The 21,882-nt window shown below is 67.1% G+C and carries 26 protein-coding genes and 1 tRNA gene; 11 read left to right on the forward strand and 16 right to left on the reverse strand.

The genetic code is table 11. The annotated features are described in order from the left end of the window. Positions 1–126: 126 nt before the first annotated feature. The 5 genes from ACVOMM_RS06530 to dxs all read left to right on the forward strand — a co-directional run bounded on the left by ACVOMM_RS06530 (position 127) and on the right by dxs (position 6,094). Entirely contained in the window at positions 127–678 is a 552-nt protein-coding gene (locus ACVOMM_RS06530) for a lipocalin family protein (RefSeq protein ID WP_053518705.1), read from the forward strand. 161 nt (positions 679–839) lie between these two features. Then, positions 840–1,316, forward strand: a complete 477-nt coding sequence (locus ACVOMM_RS06535; RefSeq protein WP_065181910.1) for an LEA/WHy family protein — start codon at positions 840–842, stop codon at positions 1,314–1,316. 61 nt (positions 1,317–1,377) lie between these two features. Beyond that, the gene (locus ACVOMM_RS06540) at positions 1,378–3,168 is read left to right on the forward strand and encodes an acyl-CoA dehydrogenase C-terminal domain-containing protein (RefSeq protein WP_053518703.1); all 1,791 of its coding nucleotides are present in this window, start codon (positions 1,378–1,380) and stop codon (positions 3,166–3,168) included. A 247-nt stretch (positions 3,169–3,415) separates the two neighbouring features. Beyond that, positions 3,416–4,081 carry an HNH endonuclease gene (locus ACVOMM_RS06545; protein WP_053518701.1) on the forward strand — a complete coding sequence of 222 codons (666 nt, stop codon included), beginning with the start codon at positions 3,416–3,418 and terminating at the stop codon, positions 4,079–4,081. A gap of 105 nt (positions 4,082–4,186) precedes the next feature. Further along, positions 4,187–6,094 carry a 1-deoxy-D-xylulose-5-phosphate synthase gene (gene dxs, locus ACVOMM_RS06550; protein WP_065175547.1) on the forward strand — a complete coding sequence of 636 codons (1,908 nt, stop codon included), beginning with the start codon at positions 4,187–4,189 and terminating at the stop codon, positions 6,092–6,094. 69 nt (positions 6,095–6,163) lie between these two features. Here the strand turns inward: dxs and ACVOMM_RS06555 are convergent, their stop codons facing one another. From ACVOMM_RS06555 to ACVOMM_RS06565, 3 genes are all read right to left on the reverse strand, one after another. Beyond that, positions 6,164–6,367 (reverse strand): hypothetical protein, encoded by a 204-nt coding sequence (locus ACVOMM_RS06555; protein WP_053518700.1) that lies wholly within the window; start codon positions 6,365–6,367, stop codon positions 6,164–6,166. Between the two features lie 169 nt (positions 6,368–6,536). Beyond that, positions 6,537–7,076, reverse strand: coding sequence for a DUF3011 domain-containing protein (locus ACVOMM_RS06560; protein WP_111186452.1), 540 nt, complete (start codon positions 7,074–7,076; stop codon positions 6,537–6,539). Between the two features lie 132 nt (positions 7,077–7,208). Further along, complete coding sequence (locus tag ACVOMM_RS06565) at positions 7,209–7,415, reverse strand: hypothetical protein (RefSeq protein WP_065175527.1); 207 nt, start codon at positions 7,413–7,415, stop codon at positions 7,209–7,211. A gap of 401 nt (positions 7,416–7,816) precedes the next feature. Here ACVOMM_RS06565 and ACVOMM_RS06570 point away from each other — a divergent pair, with 401 nt between their 5' ends. Both ACVOMM_RS06570 and ACVOMM_RS06575 read left to right on the forward strand, forming a co-directional pair. Continuing rightward, positions 7,817–8,092 carry a hypothetical protein gene (locus tag ACVOMM_RS06570; protein ID WP_128988803.1) on the forward strand — a complete coding sequence of 92 codons (276 nt, stop codon included), beginning with the start codon at positions 7,817–7,819 and terminating at the stop codon, positions 8,090–8,092. A gap of 11 nt (positions 8,093–8,103) precedes the next feature. Continuing rightward, on the forward strand, positions 8,104–8,337 hold the full coding sequence (locus ACVOMM_RS06575; RefSeq protein WP_053518695.1) for a DUF1653 domain-containing protein: 234 nt from the start codon (positions 8,104–8,106) through the stop codon (positions 8,335–8,337). Positions 8,338–8,394: 57 nt separating this feature from the next. Here ACVOMM_RS06575 and ACVOMM_RS06580 read toward each other — a convergent pair whose 3' ends face one another. The 3 genes from ACVOMM_RS06580 to ACVOMM_RS06590 form a co-directional block, all read right to left on the reverse strand. Further along, positions 8,395–8,568, reverse strand: a complete 174-nt coding sequence (locus tag ACVOMM_RS06580) for a DUF1328 domain-containing protein (RefSeq protein WP_006380555.1) — start codon at positions 8,566–8,568, stop codon at positions 8,395–8,397. Between the two features lie 106 nt (positions 8,569–8,674). Then, positions 8,675–9,316, reverse strand: coding sequence for a LysE family translocator (locus tag ACVOMM_RS06585; RefSeq protein WP_065175529.1), 642 nt, complete (start codon positions 9,314–9,316; stop codon positions 8,675–8,677). Between the two features lie 97 nt (positions 9,317–9,413). Further along, on the reverse strand, positions 9,414–10,046 hold the full coding sequence (locus ACVOMM_RS06590; RefSeq protein WP_080375309.1) for a cation efflux transmembrane domain-containing protein: 633 nt from the start codon (positions 10,044–10,046) through the stop codon (positions 9,414–9,416). Positions 10,047–10,153: 107 nt separating this feature from the next. On the opposite strand from ACVOMM_RS06590, the gene ACVOMM_RS06595 reads away from it, so the two are divergent. Next, entirely contained in the window at positions 10,154–10,849 is a 696-nt protein-coding gene (locus ACVOMM_RS06595) for an aspartate/glutamate racemase family protein (protein WP_481526015.1), read from the forward strand. Positions 10,850–10,868: 19 nt separating this feature from the next. Here ACVOMM_RS06595 and ACVOMM_RS06600 read toward each other — a convergent pair whose 3' ends face one another. The 10 genes from ACVOMM_RS06600 to thrS form a co-directional block, all read right to left on the reverse strand. Next, positions 10,869–11,264, reverse strand: coding sequence for a hypothetical protein (locus ACVOMM_RS06600; protein WP_481526016.1), 396 nt, complete (start codon positions 11,262–11,264; stop codon positions 10,869–10,871). Positions 11,265–11,480: 216 nt separating this feature from the next. Next, a tRNA-Pro gene (locus ACVOMM_RS06605) sits at positions 11,481–11,557 on the reverse strand. A gap of 67 nt (positions 11,558–11,624) precedes the next feature. Further along, positions 11,625–11,981: a MerR family transcriptional regulator gene (locus ACVOMM_RS06610; RefSeq protein ID WP_053518690.1), complete on the reverse strand. Its 357-nt coding sequence runs from the start codon at positions 11,979–11,981 to the stop codon at positions 11,625–11,627. Further along, a complete protein-coding gene (locus ACVOMM_RS06615; protein WP_005410432.1) occupies positions 11,962–12,261 on the reverse strand; it encodes an integration host factor subunit alpha in 300 nt (99 codons plus the stop codon). The genes ACVOMM_RS06610 and ACVOMM_RS06615 overlap by 20 nt, the downstream gene beginning before the upstream one ends. A 27-nt stretch (positions 12,262–12,288) precedes the next feature. Next, positions 12,289–14,670, reverse strand: a complete 2,382-nt coding sequence (gene pheT / locus ACVOMM_RS06620; protein WP_481526017.1) for a phenylalanine--tRNA ligase subunit beta — start codon at positions 14,668–14,670, stop codon at positions 12,289–12,291. Positions 14,671–14,755: 85 nt separating this feature from the next. Further along, on the reverse strand, positions 14,756–15,751 hold the full coding sequence (locus tag ACVOMM_RS06625) for a phenylalanine--tRNA ligase subunit alpha (RefSeq protein WP_065181862.1): 996 nt from the start codon (positions 15,749–15,751) through the stop codon (positions 14,756–14,758). 189 nt (positions 15,752–15,940) lie between these two features. Then, on the reverse strand, positions 15,941–16,300 hold the full coding sequence (rplT, locus tag ACVOMM_RS06630; RefSeq protein ID WP_005410435.1) for a 50S ribosomal protein L20: 360 nt from the start codon (positions 16,298–16,300) through the stop codon (positions 15,941–15,943). A gap of 11 nt (positions 16,301–16,311) precedes the next feature. Further along, complete coding sequence (gene rpmI, locus ACVOMM_RS06635) at positions 16,312–16,509, reverse strand: 50S ribosomal protein L35 (protein ID WP_005410436.1); 198 nt, start codon at positions 16,507–16,509, stop codon at positions 16,312–16,314. A gap of 266 nt (positions 16,510–16,775) precedes the next feature. Continuing rightward, entirely contained in the window at positions 16,776–17,318 is a 543-nt protein-coding gene (gene infC, locus ACVOMM_RS06640; protein WP_079222586.1) for a translation initiation factor IF-3, read from the reverse strand. A 48-nt stretch (positions 17,319–17,366) separates the two neighbouring features. Further along, the gene (gene thrS, locus ACVOMM_RS06645) at positions 17,367–19,268 is read right to left on the reverse strand and encodes a threonine--tRNA ligase (protein WP_065175534.1); all 1,902 of its coding nucleotides are present in this window, start codon (positions 19,266–19,268) and stop codon (positions 17,367–17,369) included. 431 nt (positions 19,269–19,699) lie between these two features. Here thrS and ACVOMM_RS06650 point away from each other — a divergent pair, with 431 nt between their 5' ends. The 3 genes from ACVOMM_RS06650 to ACVOMM_RS06660 form a co-directional block, all read left to right on the forward strand. Beyond that, positions 19,700–19,996: a hypothetical protein gene (locus tag ACVOMM_RS06650; RefSeq protein ID WP_053518685.1), complete on the forward strand. Its 297-nt coding sequence runs from the start codon at positions 19,700–19,702 to the stop codon at positions 19,994–19,996. Then, positions 19,996–20,259, forward strand: a complete 264-nt coding sequence (locus ACVOMM_RS06655) for a hypothetical protein (RefSeq protein WP_053518684.1) — start codon at positions 19,996–19,998, stop codon at positions 20,257–20,259. Before ACVOMM_RS06650 ends, ACVOMM_RS06655 begins: the two co-directional genes overlap by 1 nt. Before the next feature lie 10 nt (positions 20,260–20,269). Continuing rightward, positions 20,270–21,882, forward strand: a 1,613-nt coding sequence (locus ACVOMM_RS06660; RefSeq protein WP_481526018.1) for a PepSY-associated TM helix domain-containing protein, incomplete at its 3' end; no start/stop codon positions are given.

Raw genomic sequence — 21,882 nt, forward strand, 5'->3', positions numbered from 1 at the left:
GCTTGAAGACCTGCAGAAATGCGGGTCTTTTTTTGTTTCCGGCGCGCCATGCAGGCGGTTGACGAAACATTCACACCGGCACGCAGCACGCCCCCTACGCTCCAGTGTCCTGCCCGGAGTCTGCCGATGCATCTGCGCCCTGCCCTGTTCGCCTGCCTGCTGCTGGCGTCGCTGTCCGCGACCGCCAGCGAACCCGTGCGCGCCGTCGATGCGCTGGACATCGACCGCTATGCCGGCCAGTGGCACGAGATCGCCCACCTGCCCGTGTCGTTCCAGAAGCGCTGCGTTGGCGACATCACCGCCCACTATGCATTGCGCCGCGATGGCCGCATCAGCGTCACCAATGCCTGCCGCAATGGCGACGGCGAACGCGTGGTGGCTGAAGGCGTGGCCCGGCCCGTGGCCGGACATCCCGGCCAGTTGCAGGTGCGCTTTGTCCCCGACTGGCTGAGCTGGGTGCCGCTGGTCTGGGCCGACTACTGGGTGCTGGCGCTGGATCCGGACTACCAGTGGGCGATGGTCGGCGGCCCTGACCGCAAGTATCTGTGGATCCTGTCGCGCCTGCCGGAGATGGACCGCGCACGGTTCGAACAGCTGAAGGCCAAGGCCGAGGCGATGGGCTACGACCTGGCGCCGCTGCGCCTGATGGCGCCGATACGCGACGCACCGGCCGACTGAGCCGCCCTCCGGCTGCGCGCAACGCGCCCGCTCCGGCGCTGTGCGTGTCCGGCCGCCATCTTCACGCGCTACCCTCTGCGGCGGGTCGCCACAGGCGATCCACTGAACCATACGCCGTAGTATGCTTACGCCAACGCACCCCCTTCAGAGGACTTGCGCCCATGTTGCACCGTTTCCGTACCGTCTTGATCGTCCTGTGCACCCTCGCCCTCGCCGCCTGCAGCGACGGCATCGTCAAGCGCGTCTCGGAACCGGCCGCCAGCCTGCAGCAGCTGACCGTCCGCGCCGACGGCAACTGGACCGTGGCGCTGCGCCTGCAGAACTACAGCTCGATGCCGATGACGTTCGACGATGTGTCCCTGGCGCTGAGCGTCGGCGACAGCGAAGCCGGCACCCTGCAGGCCCGTCCCGGCATCTCCATCGGCGGCACCTCCGCCGACGTCATCACGGTCGACCTGGTGCCCAGCTCGGCCGCACGCCTGGTGGTGGCCGATGCGCTGGCCGGCAACCGCACCCTGGCCTATGGCCTGAAAGGTTCGGTGACAGCCACGCCGCAGGAAAAGAAGCAGCGCAGCTTCGACGTCAGCAGCCGCAGCACGTTGAACCAGGCGCCGGGCCTGCCGGGCGTGCTGCGCTGAACACCGCTTTCCATCGCGGCGCACCGCGCCGTTCTCCCTGTCCCTGATCGAGACGTATCCGATGAGCAGCTACACCGCCCCGCTTTCCGACCTCCGTTTCGCCCTGCACGACGTGCTCAAGGTCGAACCGCTGTTCGCCCGCCTGGGCTTCACCGACGCCACCGCCGACGTGGTCGATGCCGTGCTGGAGGAAGCCGGCCGTTTCAGCGCGAGCGTGCTGGCCCCGCTCAACAGCGTGGGCGATGAAATCGGCTGCGTGCTCGACCAGGCCACCGGCGAAGTCACCACCCCGCCTGGCTTCAAGCAGGCCTATGACCAGTTCGTCGACGGCGGCTGGACCGGCCTGACCGCCGCACCCGAGCTGGGCGGCCAGGGCCTGCCGCACACCCTGGGCGTGCCGCTGAACGAAATGATCAACGCTGCCAATCTGGCGTGGGGCAATTTCCCGCTGCTCTCGCACGGCGCCATTGAAGCGCTCAAGCAGCACGGCGAAGCGTGGCAGCACGACGCCTTCCTGAAGCCCCTGATCGAAGGCCGCTGGACCGGCACCATGTGCCTGACCGAACCGCACTGCGGTACCGACCTGGGCCTGCTCAAGACCAAGGCCGAGCCGAACGCCGATGGCAGCTACGCGATCACCGGCACCAAGATCTTCATCACTGCCGGCGAGCACGACCTGACCGGCAACATCGTGCACCTGGTGCTGGCCAAGCTGCCCGACGCGCCGCCGGGTGCAAAGGGAATCTCGCTGTTCGTCACCCCGAAGTTCAAGGTCGACCGCGAGGGCAACGTCGGCGAGCGCAACGCGCTGCGCTGCGGCTCCATCGAGCACAAGATGGGCATCAAGGGCTCGGTCACCTGCGTGATGAACTTCGACGGCGCGCAGGGCTATCTGGTCGGCCAGCCGCACAAGGGCCTGCAGGCAATGTTCACCATGATGAACACTGCGCGCCTGGGCGTCGGCCTGCAGGGCATCGGCCTGTCCGAACGCGCCTATCAGAACGCGCTCAAGTACAGCCGTGAGCGTCTGCAGTCGCGCGCCCTGAGCGGCGCGAAGTTCCCGGACAGGCCGGCCGACCCGATCCTGGTCCATCCGGACGTGCGCCGCATGCTGCTGACGGTGAAGTCACTGGTGGAAGGCAGCCGCCTGCTGGCCCTGCACGCGGCCACCCTGATCGACATCGCCCACCGCGCCGACGACGCCGCCGAGCGCGAGCGCGCCGACACCCTGGTGAGCTTCCTGACCCCGATCTCCAAGGCCTGCCAGACCGAATGGGGCATCGAGAACACCTACAACGCCCTGCAGTGCTTCGGTGGCCACGGCTACATCCGCGAACACGGCATGGAGCAGCTGGCGCGCGATGCACGCATCACCACGCTGTATGAAGGCACCACCGGCATCCAGGCGCTGGACCTGATCGGCCGCAAGACCGCCTCCAGCCAGGGGGCCGGCCTCAAGCTGATGCTGGCCGAGATCGAGGCCTTCGCCAGGGAACACGAGGGCAACGAAGCGCTGGCCGAGTTCATCGGCCCGCTGCGCGCCAAGGCCGCCGAATGGGGCAAGCTGACCATGGACGTGCTGCAGCGCGCCGCCGGCAACCCGGACGAGCTGGGTGCGGCCAGCTACGACTACCTGTTCTATTCCGGCTACGTGGTGCTGGCGTACTGGTGGGCACGCAGTGTCGCCGCCGCCGACGCCAGTGCGCACGGTGCGGCATTCGCGCAGGGCAAGCGCGAGACTGCGCGCTTCTACTTCGCCCGGGTGCTGCCGCGTACGCTCAGCCATGCTGCCGCGATCCAGGCCGGTGCCGCGCCGCTGATGGCGATGGACGACGAGCGCTTCGGCGCCTGAGCCCATCCCGCCGGTAGATCCACGCCATGCGTGGATGAGGGGTCAGAGCCCTTTCCTTCGGAAAGGGATCCGACCCCGGCCTGACCGCCCTCGATCATCCCTCTGGAGAAAAGCCCCCCTTTGTTAAGGGGGGGCGCGCCAACGGCGCGGGAGACAGGAGGAATGCGCGGACCTGAATCTTGCGATTTGCGTATCGCCGACGGGCGATACACAAATCGTCAACATTCAGGTATAAGCTGTTCTCCCGATGGAGACAGACACTACACGCTTGGGTCTGATCGAAGCCGGAGCCCCGCTTTCTGCTCCGGGCGTCGAAGCATCGCCCAACGTCACGACGTTGCACCGCCCCGGTTCGGTCCGGCTGCTCTCGCTCGACGCCCACGGACGCGTACTGGACTGGATCACCTGGCAGGATGCCGCCTGCCTCTACGCCCGCGAGGCCGTCGCCTGGACCCTTGGCGACCCCTGCCTGCACATCCACGGCGGAACCAACCGGTTCAGCGGCCTGCAGAGTGGCCTGGACCTGCATCCGATCATCGCCGCGCGCGGCCACGCGCGATCCCGTGCCATCGACCCTACCCCGAACCTGACCAACCCGGCCCTGTTCGCCCGCGATTCGCACCTGTGCCTGTATTGCGGCCAGCAGTTCAACCGTCCCTCGCTGACCCGCGACCACGTCATGCCGCTGTCCAAGGGCGGGCTGGACTGCTGGGAAAACGTAGTCACCGCCTGCTTCCACTGCAACTCGCGCAAGAGTGACCGTACCCCCCAGCAGGCCGGCATGCCGCTGCTGGCGGTGCCCTACCGGCCCAGCTGGATCGAGCACCTGATCCTGTCCAACCGCAACATCCTGGCCGACCAGATGGCGTTCCTGAAAGCGCAGCTGCCCAAGCGTTCCAAGCTCAGCACCTGAACCTGCCGGCCGGCAACCCTCACCGTCCTGTCACGGACGGCGGCGTTTGCTTGCCCCACCCCCGTTTGAGGGCGAAAATGGTCGTTCAGAACACGTGCGAACATGATGATCGACTCTGCCCGCTATCCCCGCCTCGCGCACATCCAGACGCCGGATGACCTGCGCACGTTCGACGAATCCGAGCTGAGGGCGGTCGCCGACGAACTGCGCGCCTACCTCATCGAATCGGTGGGCAAGAGCGGCGGACATTTCGCCGCCGGCCTGGGCGTGATCGAACTCACCGTCGCCCTTCACTACCTGTACCAGACCCCGCATGACCAGCTGGTCTGGGATGTGGGCCATCAGACCTACCCGCACAAGATCCTCACCGGCCGCCGTGACGAGATCCACACCGTCAAGCAGAAGGACGGCGTGGCGCCGTTCCCCAAGCGCGAGGAAAGCGAGTTCGACACCTTTGGGGTCGGTCACTCCTCGACCTCGATCTCCGCCGCACTGGGCATGGCCATCGCCCGCCAGTCACAGGGCGACGACCGCAAGATCGTGGCAGTGATCGGTGACGGCGCGATGACCGCCGGCATGGCCTTCGAGGCGCTGATGCACGCGGGCGGCATGGAGCCGGAGCCGAATCTGCTGGTGATCCTCAACGACAACAACATGTCGATCTCCGAGGCCGTCGGCGGGCTGACCAAGATGCTCGGCCGCGCCACCGGCAGCCGCACACTCAATGCACTGCGCGAAGGCGGCAAGAAGATCCTGGGCGACAAGAAGAACAATCCGGCGCGCTTCGTGAAGCGCTGGGAAGAGCACTGGAAAGGCATGTTCGTGCCCTCCACGATGTTCGAGGAGATGGGCTTCCACTACACCGGCCCGATCGACGGCCATGACCTGCCCGCCCTGCTGTCCACGCTGAAGACGCTGCGCGCCTCCAAGGGCCCCAAGCTGCTGCACGTGATGACCACCAAGGGCAAGGGCTACGAGCCTGCCGAAGGCGACCAGATCGGTTATCACGCAGTGGGCCCGTTCGATCCAGACAAGGGCCTGGTGGCCAAGACCGGCGCCAAGAAGCCGACCTACACCGACGTGTTCGGCGACTGGCTGTGCGACGCTGCCGCCGCGGAGCCACGCCTGTACGGCATCACCCCGGCGATGCGCGAAGGCTCCGGCCTGGTGCGCTTCAGCAGGGAATACCCGCAGCGCTACTTCGACGTGGCGATCGCCGAGCAGCACGCGGTCACCCTGGCCGCCGGCATGGCCACCCAGGGCGGCAAGCCGGTGGTGGCGATCTATTCCACCTTCCTGCAGCGCGCGTACGACCAGCTGGTGCATGACGTGGCCATCCAGGACCTCGACGTGCTGTTCGCGATTGATCGCGCCGGCGTGGTCGGACCGGATGGGGCGACCCATGCCGGCAACCTCGACCTGAGCTTCCTGCGCTGCGTGCCGAACATGGTGGTGATGGCCCCGTCGAACGAGGCAGAGTGCAGGCAGATGCTCAGCACGGGCCTGCAGTACGCCGGTCCGGCTGCGGTGCGTTACCCGCGTGGCAGCGGTACCGGCGTCGCGGCCGGCAGCGACCTGTCCACGCTGCCGATCGGCAAGGGCGAGCTGCGCGTGCAGGGCAGCCACATCGCCCTGCTGGCGTTCGGCAGTACCGTTGCCGCCGCCGAACAGGTGGGCCGCGAGTTGGGCCTGAGCGTGGTCAACATGCGCTTCATCAAGCCGCTGGACCGCGACCTGGTGCTGGCAATGGCCGCCCAGCACGAAGGCCTGGTGACCATCGAAGACAACGTGGTGGCCGGTGGCGCCGGTTCCGGCGTGGCCGAGCTGCTCAACGCCGAAGCGGTGCTGCGACCGATCCTGCATCTCGGCCTGCCCGATGCCTACCAGCATCATGCCAGCCGCGAGGACCTGCTGGCTGAAGCCGGCATCGATGCCGCCGGGATCCGCGCGGCCGTGCTCAAGCGCTGGCCGCAGCTGGCTGCCACCACTCCGCCGCTGAGCGCGGCGGGCTGACCGCCCCGGGTGGAACCGGGCAGGCGCCCGGTTTCCCACGCCTGCTGCGGAACGACGCCCGGTCCCTGTTCAACCGTAGCTGATCGCTTCCACGAACGCGCCGCTGGCTTCCACGCGCACGGCGGCGCGCTGCCCGGTGTCCACGAAGTGCAGCCTGGCCAGGGCCTGGGCGAAATCAAAGGCCCGGGCGCCGTCGCGGAACTCGATCGGCTCCGGTCTATCCGGGTGCAGAACGCGCCATTGGCGCTGTTCGCACTGAAGGCGGATCAACATGCAGCTCACTCCTTGAGGCAGCGTATCGATGAAGGCGGAAGGCGTGCATCAGTGCCGGCACGGATTGCCGATGCGATCAGGCCACCCGTGCCCTGATCGCAGACGATACGGCGTTCAAACTGTGAGCAATATCAGATTTTTCTGATTTTGACGCAGATGGCCAGAAGGATCAGTTCACCTGGAACTGGGCGCGGCAACCATCACTGACCCAGATGCCGCGGCGGTCCCAGCCCCAGGTCCGGCCCTCGATACAGGCACTGCGGGAGTCCTGCCGGATCAGGCGTACGCTGCGGCGGACGCGGGTGTCACAGTATTCCTGTCGATGGCCGTTGGAATGACAGGCGATGACTTCGCCACCGCGGCCATTGCCGTTGCCCCATCCACCACCCCAGCCGCCGCCACGACGCGACTCGCCGACGAACTCGGCCCGGCAGCCCCGGGTCACCCACACGCCGGAGCGTGACTGGCCCCAGGTCTCGCCCTCCACGCACGGCGAGCCGGACAACTGGCGGATCAGCCGGGGCCGCCCTTCAAGGCGGCACTCATTGCTGCGGTTCTTGACCGATTCGCATCGCACGATGCCGCTGCCGTCGCGGCCGCCATGGCGATCGTCGTCATAACCATAGTTCTGCGCCTGCGCGCCCCCGGCGGCGGCCAGCATCGGCAGCAGTGCGCAGGCCAGGGTGCGCCAGGTGAGTGCGTTGCCCATCGAGATCTCCAGATGAATGCGTGGCGGCAAGCATCCGGGATTCGCGGCGCGGCGCACAGAGGGCAACGCACCGTCGGTTCTTTCCCCATTCAAACAGCTCAACCGCGGCTGACTGCGCCGCAGGGTCGGCCGCTAGGCACCGATCCGCAGTACATCCACGGCCCCCCCCAGTGCCTCCACACGCACGATGCAGTGCTGGCCCGTGCGGCGGTGATGTTCCTGGGCCAGTTCGGTGGCGACATCGAACGCGTCGGCGCCGCGGGCGAACGAGGCGGTGGTGCGCGCCTCGGGGTCCAGCACGAACCAGTGCTGGGCATTGCAGTGGACGGTAAACACCATGATCGACTCCAACGGAGGGAATGGACGCGGCGCCGGGAGGTGAGAGCGCCGATACCTGTTCAGGCTAGCGAGCGCTTCAGGCAGGGCCTATCAGATTTGTCCGAAAAATCCCCGCCGGCGGATCGGAATTCGCGCTTCGTCACATCCCTGAGCCCGTTCACCCCATGACTTTCGTGATTCTTGTCACGAAGTCAGCTTGGCTTCACACTATCGTCACCAACAGGGGCCCCTTCCACATGCGCACCTTCCAACCGCCGCAGCGCTCGACGCTGCTGAAGTTCTACTTCGCAGCCTGCTACCTGGTCCTGATCGAGGAACTGATCCGCGCGTCGATGAGTTGAGCGCTTGCCGCTGCTGCTGGCCCGCCGCACACTGATGGTTTAGGCCACGGAGTGTCCTCGATGAAAGCCCTCATGCTGGCGCCGATGCTGCTGGCCCTGGCCGCCTGCGCGGCACCGCAACAGACGCCCGTGCGCGAAGCGGCAGCCACTTCCGTCCCCGTAGTAGGCGGTGATCGCGATGCCCATGGCTGCATCGGCTCGGCTGGCTACCAGTGGTGCGAGCGCAGCCAGCGCTGCGAGCGCCCCTGGGAACTGGCCCAGGCGCAGGGCCTGGCCAACACCGCCGAGGCGATCGACGCCTACTGCGCGATGCCGGCACAGCCGGCGCGCAGATGAGTGCCGCCCCCATGACGGCGCTCAGTCCCCTGCCCACGCTTGCGCGCGGCCGCTATCGCCATTTCAAGGGCGGCGAGTATGAAGTGATCGACATCGTGCGCAGCAGCGAGACCCTGCAGCCGATGGTGCTGTACCGCGCACTGTATGGCGAAGGCGGATTGTGGGTGCGACCGTACGCCATGTTCGTAGAACAGGTACCGGGCGCACTTGGCCCACAGCCTCGTTTCGCACGTATCGAAGACTAAAGACTGCGCGTCTCGCGTGGCAGCGCACGCCTGCGCGCGCTGCCACGCAGGCAGCCGCTAGCTGACCTTCTTCGCGACGGTCATGCCCAGCAGGAACAGCACCACGGCAATGATGATGCCGGCCCAGAACAGGAACTTGGCGATACCCACCGCGGCACCCGCGATGCCGCCGAAGCCGAGCACGCCGGCGATCACACCGATGATGGCGAAGATGATGGCCCACTTGATCATGTCGATCCTTTCCCCACAGGGACTGAAAACAGTGCGATCAGCCTAGGCGGCAGCCGATGCCAGCCTCGTGAGGGAGCCGCGCGTGCGGCGTGAAGCCGCATACGGATCAACGGGGCCGGAAGCGCAGCAGGGCCACCGCGAACGCCAGGAATACGCTGCCCACCAGCCGCTCGAACCAGCGCCGGGCGAACGGCCGGCCGAGCCAACGGCGCAGGCCATGGCCACCGGCGGCATACATCACGTACCAGAACAGCTCGCAGCTGGCGAAGGTTGCCACCAGTACGCTGTACTGCACGGCCTGCCCCCGCGCGGGATCGACGAACTGCGGCAGGAACGCCGTGGCGAACAGCAGCAGCTTGGGATTGCTCAGGCCCACCAGCAGGCCGCCGCGGAATACCGCCCAGGCTCCGTCCGCTGGCAGCACCGTCGCCGGGGCCTCAACGTCCACCGGCGCTGCCGGCCGGCTGCTGTCGCGCCACGCTTTCAGGCCCAGCCAGGCCAGGTAGGCCACGCCCAGATAGCGCAGCACTTCAAACAGCATGGGTGAGGAGTGCAGCAGTGCGCTCAACCCGGCGGCGGAGGCCGCCAGTACCGCCAGCATGGCCAGCAGGCAGCCGGCCATGGCCGGGAGGCTGGCGCGGAATCCCAGGCCGACGCTGCGTCCGAGGATATGCAGCATGTTCGGTCCAGGCGTGCCACACAGCACGAACACCGTAGCCAGGAACCACCACCAGGTCTGCAGGGACATTCGGCCATCCACGAAAGAGAACCGTCCCAGCATAGGCGGTGGCTCACCGCGACGTCACATACAGCGCGATGCCGATGCGACGGTTACAGGCGGCCACTCACGCATGAACCTGCCGTGCCGCGCGCAGCTCCGACCACGCCGTACCCAGCACGCGCATCGCCGACCGCAGAAACAGCACCAGCAGTGCGGCCGCCACCAGCAGATCGGGCCAGCCCGCACCGAACAGCGCCACCAGCCCTGCAGCCAGCAGCACCGCCGAGCCCTCGTACAGATCGTTGCGCGAGCACTCCCAGGCGGACGCCAGGTTGACGTCATCGTTGCGATAGGGTGTGAGCAGCCACAGGCACAGTGCATTGGCTGCCAGATTGAGCAGGGCGGCCAAGCCCATGCTGGCGAACAGCGGCACCTCCGGATGCAGCAGGCGCCAACCGATCTGCACCGCCACGGCCACCGCTGCGGCAAGGATCAGCAGCCCCTTGAACAGCGCCACACGTGCCTTGGCGACGATGCCCGCACCCACCACCGCGAGGCTGAGCGCATAGGTGGCCGCGTCGCCCAGATTATCCAGCGCACCGGACAGCAGTGACGAAGAATGGCTGTACCAGGCGGCCAGCACCATCATCGCGAACGTGGCAAGGTTGACCAGCAGCACGATCCGCAGCACGCGGCGGTGACGCGCCTGCATCGCCGCCAGGTCCATCGTCCTGCCGCAGCCACAGCATTCGCCCATCACCCTGCCCTCGATCATCGATGGCCGCATTATCGCGCCTGTCAGAGGTCGCGGCGACATCGCCGCCCGCCTGTGCTGCAATGGCGCCTCCCCACCTGGAGCGGCACATGAAGACCCTGGGCCTGATCGGCGGCATGAGCTGGGAGAGTTCGGCGCAGTACTACCGCCTCATCAACGAAGAGGTGCGCCGTCGCCTGGGGGCCGCGCACTCGGCGCAGCTGCTCATGTGGTCGGTGGATTTCGCTCCGATCAAGCAGTTGCAGCACGACGGCGACTGGGACGCGCTTGCGCGGCACATGGTGGATGCGGCAGAGCGGTTGCAGGCGGGTGGCGCCGATGTACTGCTGATCTGCACCAATACGATGCACGCGCTGACCACGCAGATCGAAGCAGCCTGCCCGTTGCCGCTGCTGCACATCGCCGACCCGACTGCCACCGCCATCGTGGCGGCCGGTTGGCGCAGGGTGGGCCTGCTCGGTACGGCCTTCACCATGGAGCACGACTTCTACCGGGGACGCCTTGCCGGTCGCTTCGGGCTGGAAGTGCTGGTACCCGAGGCCGAAGATCGCCAGCAGGTCCACGACATCATCTACCAGGAGCTGATCGCCGGCGTGGTCAGCGAGCGCTCGCGACAGGTCTACGCAGACGTGATCGCGCGGCTGGTGGCGCGTGGTGCCGAAGCGATCATTCTCGGCTGTACCGAAATCATGCTGCTGGTGCGCCCGGAAGACAGTGCGGTGCCGCTGTTCGACACCACCACCCTGCACGCCCTGGCGGCGGTTGACGCCGCGCTGGCGGGATAGACAGCCGGCGCGGACGCGATCAGTCCGCCCCCCGCACTTCCAGCGCCGTGACCAGCCAATCCACCACCGCCTGCGAGTCGCACAGGAAGAAGATCGCATCCCCGGACCGCGCCTCGGTCAACAAGCGATAGACCGTGATCGCCACCGCCGACTGGTTGGCGATGAACACTTCGGGGCTGCGCGGCCCCTCGTTGTGCCGGGAAACGGCCTGCAATGCGCGCCGCGCGGCCACCGTTGCGGCCGGGTCGGCACTGCGGGTCAACTCGGGCCCACGCAGGCCCCAGCTGACAAAGACGTGCTTGCCCTTGAACGTGGTGTCCAGGACCTGCACCTCGGCGGCACCTGCCTCAGCCGAGCGATGAATGACGGTACTGCTGATCAACGCAACCCCCTGTGGTCGTCGTGGTCCGCGCATCCACCTCCACGGACCCGCTGCACGCCCGTGACCGCAGCCACATGCTGCGCCAGCGGACGCGGAAGAGAGACGGAAGGAGAAGCCGATGCGATCGGATGTGCAGCGATGATACGGGATGTCGGTCACGCATGGGCTGGCGTACACGGCCGCATCGCCCATCGGTTCACCCACAAAAAAGCCCACGCATCGCTGCGCGGGCCTTCTGTTCCATCACAGTGGTCGGGACGGCCGGATTCGAACCGACGACCCTCTGCCCCCCAGGCAGATGCGCTACCAGGCTGCGCTACGCCCCGACTGATGCTGCGATGTTCCCGCCAGTGCGGCGGGGCGTGAAGTATAGCGGATCACGCGGGATTTGGGTCACCGGCGAAGCAATTGCAGCACTTCTTCCAGCTCCATCCGCACCTGCTTGATGATCTGGTTGCTCAGCGCCGATTCCTCGCGGGCATCGGGGCCCTCCAGACGCAGGCGGGCACCGCCGATCGTGTAGCCCTGTTCGTACAGCAGGCTGCGGATCTGCCGCACCATCAGCACGTCATGGCGCTGGTAGTAGCGGCGGTTGCCGCGGCGCTTGGCCGGCTCAAGGCTGGGAAACTCTGTTTCCCAGTAGCGCAGCACGTGCGGCTTGACGTCGCACAGCTCGCTCACTTCACCGATGGTGAAGTACCGCTTGGCCGGGATCGGCGGTAGTTCGCGGTTACTGCCCGGATCCAGCATAAGCTTCCACCCTTTCCTTGAGCTTCTGGCCCGGACGGAAGGTGACCACCGTACGGGCGGAAATCGGAATTTCCTCGCCGGTCTTCGGATTGCGGCCCGGGCGCTGGTTCTTGCGCCGCAGGTCGAAATTGCCGAAGCCCGACAGCTTCACCTGACGTCCCTGTTCCAATGCTTCACGCAGCACATCGAAAAACGCGTCGACGAATTCCTTGGCTTCACGCTTGTTCAGACCGACTTCGTCGAACAGCTTTTCCGCCATCTCCGCCTTGGTCAATGCCATTGCCTGCTACCCCCGAGTGCTGCCCGCTCAGCCGCGGATCCGGGCGTGGTGTTCACGCTCGATGGCGGTGACCGCCTCGGCCACCACCGCATCCACGTCGCGGTCCGTCAGAGTGCGCGACTTGTCCTGCAAAATCAAGCCCATAGCGAGACTCTTGAATCCCGGCTCGACCCCTTGGCCCACATAGCGGTCGAACAGGTTCAGCTCGCGCAGGAGCGGGCCGGCGGCCTTCCGGACCGTGGCGGCCAGATCGCTCCAGGCCACCTGCTCCGGCACCAGGAACGCCAGGTCGCGGCGCACCGCCGGGAAGCGCGACAGCTCGCCGGCACGCGGCAGGCGGCGCGCCGACAGCGGCTCCAGGTCCAGCTCGAAGGCGTAGACGTCGGCCTCGATGTCCATCGCCTTGGCCAGGCGCGGGTGGATCTGGCCGATCCAGCCGATCGCAACCCCGTCGCGGAACACCTCGGCCGAGCGCGCCGGGTGGCCATGCGCACGGCTGGACGGGCGGAACTCCAGCGAGGCACCACTGGCAGCAGCCAGGGACTCCAGATCACCCTTCAGGTCATGGAAATCGACCTTGCGGGAAGGCAGACCCCACTGCACCGCCTGCGCATCGCCGCACACCGCGGCAGCAACACGCGGAGTTTCCAGCGGCGCCGGCTGGCCCTCCCCCGCCTGGCGGGCGAACACGCGGCCGATCTCGAACAGGCGCACCCGGCCCAACTGGCGCGCGGCGTTGCGGCCCAGCGTGGCCACCAGGCCCGGCAGCAGCGACGGGCGCATCACCGCCAGTTCGGCCGACAGTGGATTGGCCAGCGGCACCAGATCGTCGCGCAGCTGCCACTGGGTCAGCAGCGCATCGTCGACGAAGGCGAAATTGAGGGTTTCCTGCAGGTCGCGCGCGATCAGCTGGCGACGCACGCTGAGGGTGTCGAGCTGGGTCTCGCTCGGCATCGCCACGCGCGCGGCACCGCCCGGCAGGGTGGTGGGAATCTGCTCGTAGCCATGGATGCGGGCCAGCTCTTCGATCAGGTCCTCTTCGATGGCGATATCGAAACGGCGGCTCGGTGCGGTGACCTGCCAGCCGTCGGCCGTGGCGACCACCTCCATGCCCAGCGCGCGCAGGATGCGCTCCACTTCGGCATCCTCGATGGTGATGCCGAGCACGCGGGTAATGCGCGCGCGGCGCAGCGCGATGGTGGCCGGCCGAGGCAGATCAGCCTCGCGCACGGCCTCGGTGACCGGTGCCGGGGTGCCGCCGGCCAGGTCCAGCACCAGGCGGGTGGCGTACTCGATGGCGGTACGCGGCAGCGCCGGATCGACGCCGCGCTCGAAGCGGTGGCCGGCATCGGTGTGCAGGCCCAGCTTGCGGCCACGGCCCATGATCGCTGCCGGTGCGAAGTGCGCAGCCTCCAGGAACACGCTGGTGGTCGCGTCGGTCACACGGGAATCGAAGCCCCCCATCAGACCCGCCAGGCCCACCGCGCGATCAGCATCGGTCACGACCAGGAAACTGTCGTCCAGCACGGCATCGCGGCCATCGAGCAGCTTCAGGTTCTCGCCTGCGCGTGCGCGCCGCACGGCGATGCTGCCCTGCAGGGTGCCCAGGTCATAGGCATGCATCGGCTGACCCAGTTCCAGCATCACGTACTGGGTGATGTCGACCAGCAGCGACACCGGACGCACGCCACTGCGGCGCAGGCGCTCGGCCATCCACAGCGGGGTCTTCGCCGCAGGGTTCAGGCCCTCGATGACGCGCCCCAGGTAACGCGGCGCCTCGGCGCCGGCGTCGAGCCGGATCGACAGCTCGCGGCTGCCGACGGCGGCGACCGGTGCTGCAGCGAAGTCCAGCACCTGGCTGCGGGTGGCGGCCGCTACGTCGTAGGCGATGCCGCGCACGCTGAAACAGTCGGCACGGTTCGGGGTCAGCTTGATCTCGATGCTGGCATCGGGCAGGCCCAGGTAGTCGACCAGGGCCTGGCCGACCGGGGCATCCGCGGGCAGTTCCAGCAGGCCGGAAGCATCGTTGTCCAGGCCCAGCTCCTTCGCCGAGCACAGCATGCCGTTGGACTCGACACCCCGCAGCTTGGCCGGCTTGATCTTCAGTTCGCCGATCTGCGCACCGACCATCGCCAGCGGCGCGACCAGGCCCGGACGCGCGTTCGGTGCGCCGCAGACGATCTGCAGCAGCTCGCCCTGCCCGGCATCGACCCGGCAGACCTGCAGGCGGTCCGCTTCGGGATGGCGCACGGCCTCGACGATGCGCGCCACCACCACGTGCTGCAGGCCCTCGCCCAACGCGGTCACGTCTTCCACTTCCAGGCCGATCGCGGTCAGCACCGCACTCAGCTCATCGCGCGACGCGCGGGTGGGGACGTGGCTGCGCAGCCAGTTTTCGGAGAATTTCATGTTGTCACCCTGGTGGACCCGGCGCAGGCGCCTGGGCCGTCGAATGTTTGAGTCCGCCAGGCTGGGCCCGGCGTTGCCGAATGCGTTACGCGAACTGCTTCAGGAAGCGCACATCGTTCTCGAAGAACGCGCGCAGATCGTTGACGCCGTAGCGCAGCATCGCGAAACGCTCCACGCCCATGCCGAAGGCGAAACCTGTGTAGCGCTCAGGATCGATGCCGACGCTGCGCAGCACGTTCGGATGGACCATGCCGCAGCCGAGCACTTCCAGCCAGCGGGTGCTGCCATCGGGCTGCTGCCAGGCGATGTCCACTTCCGCACCGGGCTCGACGAACGGGAAGTAGCTGGGACGGAAGCGCATCTCGAAGTCGCGCTCGAAGAAGGCACGGACGAATTCGGCAAGCGTGCCCTTCAGGTCGGCGAAGGTCGAGTGCTCGTCCACCAGCAGGCCTTCCACCTGATGGAACATCGGCGAATGGGTCTGGTCGCTGTCGCTGCGGTACACCTTGCCGGCGGCGATCATGCGCAACGGCGGCGCATGGTCGCCCATGTAGCGCACCTGCACACCGGAGGTGTGCGTACGCAGCAGGCGGCCGTCACCGAAGTAGAAGGTGTCATGCATGGCGCGCGCCGGGTGGTGCGGCGGGAAATTCAGCGCCTCGAAGTTGTGCCAGTCATCCTCGATCTCCGGCCCTTCCGACAACTCGTAGCCCAGTCGGCCGAAGATGCCGGTGATGCGCTCCAGGGTACGGGTGATCGGGTGCAGGCCGGCGCGTTCGCCATTGCGGCCCGGCAGGGTGATGTCGATGGCTTCGGCGGCCAGGCGCGCATCCAGTGCCGCATCCTCCAGCAGCGCCTTGCGCTCGCCCAGCGCGCGGGTCAGTGCGTCGCGGGCCTGGTTGATCGCTTCACCGGCGGCCTTGCGCTCGTCGGCCGGCAGGGCGCCGAGCTGCTTGAGCTGCGCAGTGATGCTGCCGCTCTTGCCGAGCAGGGCCACGCGCAGTTGCTCCAGCACGTCGGGGCTCTGTGCAGCGGCCACCTCGGCCAGCGCCTGGGTGGTGAGGGATTGGATGTCGCTCATGGGGGCCGGAACTCCAGTCGATCTGCCATCGCGGCAGGCGAAGGGCCGACCCCTGTCGCCACCGCCGTCCCCGCGTCGCCGTGGCCACGCCGGGACCCAAAAAAGAATGGGGAAGGACTTGCGCCCTTCCCCATGCATTGCCTTGACCTGACACCGTTCCGGATGAACGGCAACGGCATCGGGAAGGACTTATGCCGCCAGCGCGCCCTTGGCCTTTTCGGCCAGCGCGGCAAAGCCGGCTGCGTCGTGCACGGCGATGTCAGCCAGGACCTTACGGTCCAGGGTGATGCCGGCCTTCAGCAGGCCGTTCATGAAGCGGCTGTAGCTCAGACCATTGATGCGGGCAGCCGCATTGATGCGGGTGATCCACAGCGAACGGAAGTTGCGCTTCTTCTGCTTACGGCCGATGTAGGCGTACTGCTGTGCCTTGATGACCGCCTGCTTGGCGACGCGGAAGACCTTGCGGCGGGCGTTGTAATAGCCCTTGGCGAGATCCAGAATCTTCTTGTGGCGGCGACGCGCCTGTACGCCACGCTTAACTCGTGCCATTTTTCAGTTCCTCAGAGGTAAGGGAGCATGCGGTCCAGACGGCCTGCGTCTTCTGCACGGACATGGCCCGTCTGACGCAGATTACGCTTACGCTTGGTCGCTTTCTTCGTGAGGATGTGGCTACGGTTGGCGTGGCCGCACTTGTACTTGCCCGAGGCGGTCTTGCGGAAACGCTTGGCCGCTGCCCGGTTGGTCTTGATCTTGGGCATTGCAATGTCCTTGATGGGATTTGACCCTGGTTTCTGACTGATCTGGCGGCGGCCTGGGCCGCTCTTTCCGTCCTGCCATGATCGGCGTACGACCCGTCCTGGGTGGGTCGAGCCGGGCATGATACAGGCAAAACCGCCCTGCCACCAGCCCCAGCACCCCTTGCGCCGGCATTTCACCGGCATCCTGCAAAAGCAAAGGGACGCCAGTGGCGTCCCCTTACCCTGAACCATTCAGCCAGGCGCCCCGGAAGGCGGCCCGTCAGGCCTCAGGTCTTCTTCTTCGGCGCGATCATCATGACCATCTGACGCCCTTCCAGGCGCGGACGGGATTCAATGACGATGTCCTCGCCCAGATCGGTCTCGATCCGGTTGGCCATTTCGCGACCCAGTTCCTGGTGGCTCATTTCACGGCCACGGAAACGGATGTTGACCTTGATCTTGTCGCCTTCTTCAAGGAACCCGCGCATCTTGCGCAGCTTGATCTGGTAGTCGCCCTCGTCCGTGACCGGACGGAACTTCACTTCCTTGATCTCGACCTGCTTGGTCTTCTTCTTGGCCTCGCTGGCCTTCTTCTGCGCTTCGAACTTGAACTTGCCGAAATCCATGATCTTGCAGACCGGCGGATCGGCCTGCGGCTGGATTTCGACCAGGTCCAGGCCTTCATCTTCGGCCATGGACAGCGCTTCGTCGCGCGACAACACGCCGATCATTTCTCCGTCACTGCCGATCACGCGGACGCGCGGCACACGGATTTCCTGATTCTTGCGGTTCTGTTTGTTGTCAGGGGTGCTGATATTACGTTCTCCCAAGGGTATCGAACCGGTCCGGGTGCCTGTGCCCCCGGACCGGACCTTTGCTTACGCGCCCTCGGCCTGGAGCCGCTCGATGAAGGCCTGCAGGCTCATGCTGCCCAGGTCTTCGCCAGAACGCGTACGCACCGCCACAGCCCCATTTTCCTTCTCGCGGTCACCAATGACCAGCAGGTAGGGCACGCGCTGCAACGTATGCTCGCGGATTTTATAGCCGATCTTCTCGTTACGCAAATCCGAGCTGACGCGGAAGCCTTGCTCCGCAAGGGTTTTGGTCACGCCCGAGACGTAGTCGGCCTGGGCGTCGGTAATGTTGGCCACCACCACCTGGGTCGGCGCCAGCCAGGCCGGGAACTGGCCGGCATGGTGCTCGATCAGGATGCCGATGAAACGCTCCATGGAGCCGACGATCGCCCGGTGCAGCATGACCGGATGCTTCTTCTGGCTGTTCTCGTCCACGTACTCGGCGCCCAGACGGCCGGGCATCATGAAGTCGACCTGCATCGTGCCCAGCTGCCAGGTACGGCCGATGGCGTCCTTCAGGTGGTACTCGATCTTCGGGCCGTAGAAGGCGCCCTCGCCCGGCAGCTCCTGCCACTCCACGCCGCAGCTGGCCAGCGCCGAGCGCAGTGCGCCCTCGGCCTTGTCCCAGGTGGCGTCATCGCCCAGCCGCGATTCCGGCCGCAGCGCGATCTTGATCTGGATCTCCTCGAAGCCGAAGTGCCGGTAGACCGCCAGCGCCTGCTGGTGGAAGGCGGTCACCTCGGATTCGATCTGCGCCTCGGTGCAGAACACATGGCCGTCGTCCTGGGTGAAGCCGCGCACGCGCAGGATGCCGTGCAGTGCGCCGGAGGGCTCGTTGCGGTGGCAGGAACCGAACTCACCGTAGCGGATCGGCAGGTCGCGGTAGCTGTGCAGGCCCTGGTTGAACACCTGGACGTGGCCCGGGCAGTTCATCGGCTTGACCGCGTAGGTGCGCTTCTCCGACTCGGTGAAGAACATGTTGTCCTGGTAGTTGTCCCAGTGACCGGACTTCTTCCACAGGCTCACGTCCAGGATCTGGGGGCAGCGCACTTCGCCATAGCCGCTGTTGCGATAGACCTTGCGCATGTACTGCTCGACCACCTGCCACAGCGCCCAGCCCTTGGGGTGCCAGAACACCAGGCCCGGCGCCTCTTCCTGCAGGTGGAACAGGTCCTGCTGCTTGCCGATGCGGCGGTGGTCGCGCATTTCGGCTTCCTCGATGCGCTTGATGTAGGCATCGAGCTGCTTCTTGTCGGCCCAGGCGGTGCCGTAGATGCGCTGCAGCTGCTCGTTCTGCGCGTCACCACGCCAGTACGCACCGGAAATGCGGGTCAGCTTGAAGGCCTTCAGGAAGCGCGTGTTCGGCACGTGCGGGCCACGGCACATGTCCACATACTCCTGGTGGTAGTACATGCCCATGGCCTGGATGTCGTCGGACATGTCCTCGATCAGGCGCAGCTTGTAGTCCTCGCCACGCGCCTTGAAGATCTCGATCACTTCCGCGCGCGGCGTCATCTTCTTGATGACGTCGTAGTCCTGGGCGATCAGTTCACCCATGCGCTTCTCGATCGCGGCCATGTCGTCCGGGGTGAACGGGCGCTCGGAGTAGATGTCGTAGTAGAAGCCCTCGGCGATCACCGGGCCGATGACCATCTTCACGTCCGGGTACAGCTGCTTGACGGCATGGCCGACCAGGTGGGCGCAGGAGTGGCGGATGATCTCCACGCCCTCCTCGTCCTTGGCGGTGATGATGCGCAGGCTGGCATCGTGATCGATGACGTCGCTGGCATCGACCAGCACGCCATCGACCGAGCCGGCGATGGTCGCCTTGGCCAGGCCGGCACCGATCGACTGGGCAACGTCCATGACGCTGACGGGGTTTTCGAACTCGCGGCGGCTGCCGTCGGGAAGGGTAATGTTGATCATCGCAGTGGCTTCGTGCGGGGGCCCGCGCTGCGGGCTGGAAAGCGGCTCCGAGCAGGCGCCCGGGCAATAAAAAAGCGCCGCGAGGGCGCCTGGAACGCAGGGCCTTCGGGGGCAGGTCAACCGTGGGCGGTGGTAGTGCTCATGTCGCACGCTCGGCCGGCGCTGGGCGCGGGCCACCTTGTTCCAGTCAGGATAATGACTGCGATTTTAGACCAGTGCGCGGGAAAGCCCAAGCACTCCCCGTCGCGCCCCTGAATGGCCGTCGCTGGCAGCCTGAAATCGCAATGATTACCATATCCAGGCAGCCCGCCCCGTGCCAGCCTGCCCGCTTTCCCCCAGGACCTCGTGATGCGCCACCCGCTCCGACCGGCCTACGCCGGCCCCGCCCGTGTCCCGCGTTCGCCGCCCTCGCGCCGCGCAGGCTGCCGGCAATGATCACTGTCGGCCTTTCCACGCTCGGCTTCTGCAGCCTGGGCGTGCTGTCTGCGATGTTCTCGGCGACGGCCTTCTATGCCGCCTCGCCGCATTGCCGCTGGCCGCGCCTGCGCCGGGCTGGCCGGCTTGGCCGACAGATCGGCCTGGTTGCCGCTGCGGCCGCACTGTGGCTGTGGATGGCCGAACTGGGCTTCGCCGCCGGGCTGGTGGCGATGCTGTGCACCTGGATGCTGGCGGCGATGCTGCTGCCGGCCATCGCCGCCTGGCACCGCCCCGGCGCGGAGCCGCGCTGATGTGGGCCCGCGCCCTCGCCGGCATCTTCGCCGGCTTCCTGCTGGCCGCGGCCGCCACCGGACTGGTGGCCTGGCTGCCGCCCGGCCCATGGCAGCACGCCCTGGTACCGGCCCTGATCGCCTTCATCCCGCTGTGGATGCTGGCCGCCCTCTGGGCGTTCAGCTTCCGCCGCGCCGCACACGCCTGGCTGGCCCTGGCCGGCAGTGCTGGCGCCGGCTTCGCCGTGCTCGGCCTGCTGCGCCTGGCCGGTGCGGTGCAATGAGACCGTCCCCATGAAGTTCTCCTCGCAGACGCTGCGAACGTTCACCACCCTGCACACCTGGGTCGGCCTGGTCGCCGGCTTTGGCCTGTTCGTGGCCTTCTATGCAGGCGCCCTGACCCTCTTCCACCATGACCTGCCGTTGTGGCAGACGCCGGGCGCGGCGACGGCATTGCCCGCGGACCTGGATGACGCACAGCACCTGCTCGAGGACGTGCTGGCAGCCCACGCGGAGGCACGCCGCCATGTCGGCATGACCTTCCCCGGCACCGACCATCCGCAGCCGCTGGCCTACTGGCAGACCGATGACGGCAGCTGGCGCTATGCGTGGCCGGGACACACCGCCGGCAGCCCGACGCCGCCGCAGACCGGTCTGGCCGAACTGGTCAACGAGCTGCATTACAGCCTGGGCCTGCCGGTGGCCGGCGTGTATGTAATGGGCATCGTCAGCCTGCTGTACGGCATGGCCCTGCTCAGCGGCCTGGTGATCCACCTGCCGAAACTGCTGGGTGACCTGTTCGCGTTGCGCCCGGGCCGCAACCTCAAGCAGCAGTGGCAGGATGCGCACAACGTGATCGGCGTGCTCAGTCTGCCCTTCCATCTGATGTTCGCCGTTACCGGCGCCCTGCTCTGCCTGGCGTTCGTACAGATGGCACTGCTCAATCCGCTGATCTTCGATGGCAAACTGCTGCAGGCCGTGCCGACCGCGATGGATACCGCTCCGGTGCGCGAGGCCAGCGGCGTTCCGGCACCGCCGGGCAGCCTGCAGGTCCTGCATGCGCGCGCCCTGGAAGTGGCCCGCGCCCAGGGCGTGGCCAACTTCGAACCGGCCTATCTGAAACTGGCCAATGGTGGCGACGCCAAGGCCACCATCGAGATCACCGGCGAATCCACCGGCACGCTGGGCCCGCTGGGGGCGGTCGCCCTGGACGTGGCCACCGGCGACGTGCTGGCCACGCAGCTGCCGGGCCAGCGCGATGCCAATCACGCTACGCTGAGCGCCGCCTATGCGCTTCATTTCGGTGAGTTCGGCAACGGCGTGGTGGTCTGGTTGTACTTCCTGATGGGGCTCGGCGGCGCCTTCCTGTTCTATTCCGGCAACCTGCTGTGGATCGAATCGCGACGCAAGCGACGCCAGCCCGAGCAGTCGCGTGCGGCCGTCAACATGGCGCGTGCCACCGTCGGTGTCTGCATCGGCCTGTGCGTGGCGATCTCGTTGGCGTTCGTGGTGGCGCTGGTGCTCGAACGCGCAGCACCCGCGGCGGTCGACCCGGGCATCCGTTGGGCCTGTTTCAGCAGCTGGGCCGCGTGCGCGCTGTGGGCATTCCTGCGCAGGCCCGCACAGGCTGCCCGGGAACTGCTGTGGGCCGCTGCGGCCGCGACCGCGCTGGTGCCGGTCCTGCATGGTGCATTGAACGGTGACTGGCTGTGGCGTGCCGCCGCTGCCGGGCACTGGCCGCTGTTCTGGATCGACGCCGTCGCCCTGGCGATGGCCTTCGGCTTTGCGCGCCAGGCGCGGGCCACCCAACCCCCGGCGCGCCACCGCGCCCCCCACACCGGCTGGGGCGCCGGCCCCCCCCCCCCGGGCCAGCCCGCCGCGCGCGGCGGCCGCCATAGCCCCCCCCG

It is taken from the genome of Stenotrophomonas sp. STEN009, from assembly GCF_056760395.1.

Bases quoted from the DNA above. Each gene is read 5' to 3' on its own strand.
- ACVOMM_RS06530 (WP_053518705.1), top strand. From the start codon at position 127: ATGCATCTGCGCCCTGCCCTGTTCGCCTGCCTGCTGCTGGCGTCGCTG.
- ACVOMM_RS06535 (WP_065181910.1), top strand. From the start codon at position 840: ATGTTGCACCGTTTCCGTACCGTCTTGATCGTCCTGTGCACCCTCGCC.
- ACVOMM_RS06540 (WP_053518703.1), top strand. From the start codon at position 1,378: ATGAGCAGCTACACCGCCCCGCTTTCCGACCTCCGTTTCGCCCTGCAC.
- ACVOMM_RS06545 (WP_053518701.1), top strand. From the start codon at position 3,416: ATGGAGACAGACACTACACGCTTGGGTCTGATCGAAGCCGGAGCCCCG.
- dxs (WP_065175547.1), top strand. From the start codon at position 4,187: ATGATCGACTCTGCCCGCTATCCCCGCCTCGCGCACATCCAGACGCCG.
- ACVOMM_RS06555 (WP_053518700.1), bottom strand. From the start codon at position 6,367: ATGTTGATCCGCCTTCAGTGCGAACAGCGCCAATGGCGCGTTCTGCAC.
- ACVOMM_RS06560 (WP_111186452.1), bottom strand. From the start codon at position 7,076: ATGGGCAACGCACTCACCTGGCGCACCCTGGCCTGCGCACTGCTGCCG.
- ACVOMM_RS06565 (WP_065175527.1), bottom strand. From the start codon at position 7,415: ATGGTGTTTACCGTCCACTGCAATGCCCAGCACTGGTTCGTGCTGGAC.
- ACVOMM_RS06570 (WP_128988803.1), top strand. From the start codon at position 7,817: ATGAAAGCCCTCATGCTGGCGCCGATGCTGCTGGCCCTGGCCGCCTGC.
- ACVOMM_RS06575 (WP_053518695.1), top strand. From the start codon at position 8,104: ATGACGGCGCTCAGTCCCCTGCCCACGCTTGCGCGCGGCCGCTATCGC.
- ACVOMM_RS06580 (WP_006380555.1), bottom strand. From the start codon at position 8,568: ATGATCAAGTGGGCCATCATCTTCGCCATCATCGGTGTGATCGCCGGC.
- ACVOMM_RS06585 (WP_065175529.1), bottom strand. From the start codon at position 9,316: ATGTCCCTGCAGACCTGGTGGTGGTTCCTGGCTACGGTGTTCGTGCTG.
- ACVOMM_RS06590 (WP_080375309.1), bottom strand. From the start codon at position 10,046: ATGGGCGAATGCTGTGGCTGCGGCAGGACGATGGACCTGGCGGCGATG.
- ACVOMM_RS06595 (WP_481526015.1), top strand. From the start codon at position 10,154: ATGAAGACCCTGGGCCTGATCGGCGGCATGAGCTGGGAGAGTTCGGCG.
- ACVOMM_RS06600 (WP_481526016.1), bottom strand. From the start codon at position 11,264: ATGCGCGGACCACGACGACCACAGGGGGTTGCGTTGATCAGCAGTACC.
- ACVOMM_RS06610 (WP_053518690.1), bottom strand. From the start codon at position 11,981: ATGCTGGATCCGGGCAGTAACCGCGAACTACCGCCGATCCCGGCCAAG.
- ACVOMM_RS06615 (WP_005410432.1), bottom strand. From the start codon at position 12,261: ATGGCATTGACCAAGGCGGAGATGGCGGAAAAGCTGTTCGACGAAGTC.
- pheT (WP_481526017.1), bottom strand. From the start codon at position 14,670: ATGAAATTCTCCGAAAACTGGCTGCGCAGCCACGTCCCCACCCGCGCG.
- ACVOMM_RS06625 (WP_065181862.1), bottom strand. From the start codon at position 15,751: ATGAGCGACATCCAATCCCTCACCACCCAGGCGCTGGCCGAGGTGGCC.
- rplT (WP_005410435.1), bottom strand. From the start codon at position 16,300: ATGGCACGAGTTAAGCGTGGCGTACAGGCGCGTCGCCGCCACAAGAAG.
- rpmI (WP_005410436.1), bottom strand. From the start codon at position 16,509: ATGCCCAAGATCAAGACCAACCGGGCAGCGGCCAAGCGTTTCCGCAAG.
- thrS (WP_065175534.1), bottom strand. From the start codon at position 19,268: ATGATCAACATTACCCTTCCCGACGGCAGCCGCCGCGAGTTCGAAAAC.
- ACVOMM_RS06650 (WP_053518685.1), top strand. From the start codon at position 19,700: ATGATCACTGTCGGCCTTTCCACGCTCGGCTTCTGCAGCCTGGGCGTG.
- ACVOMM_RS06655 (WP_053518684.1), top strand. From the start codon at position 19,996: ATGTGGGCCCGCGCCCTCGCCGGCATCTTCGCCGGCTTCCTGCTGGCC.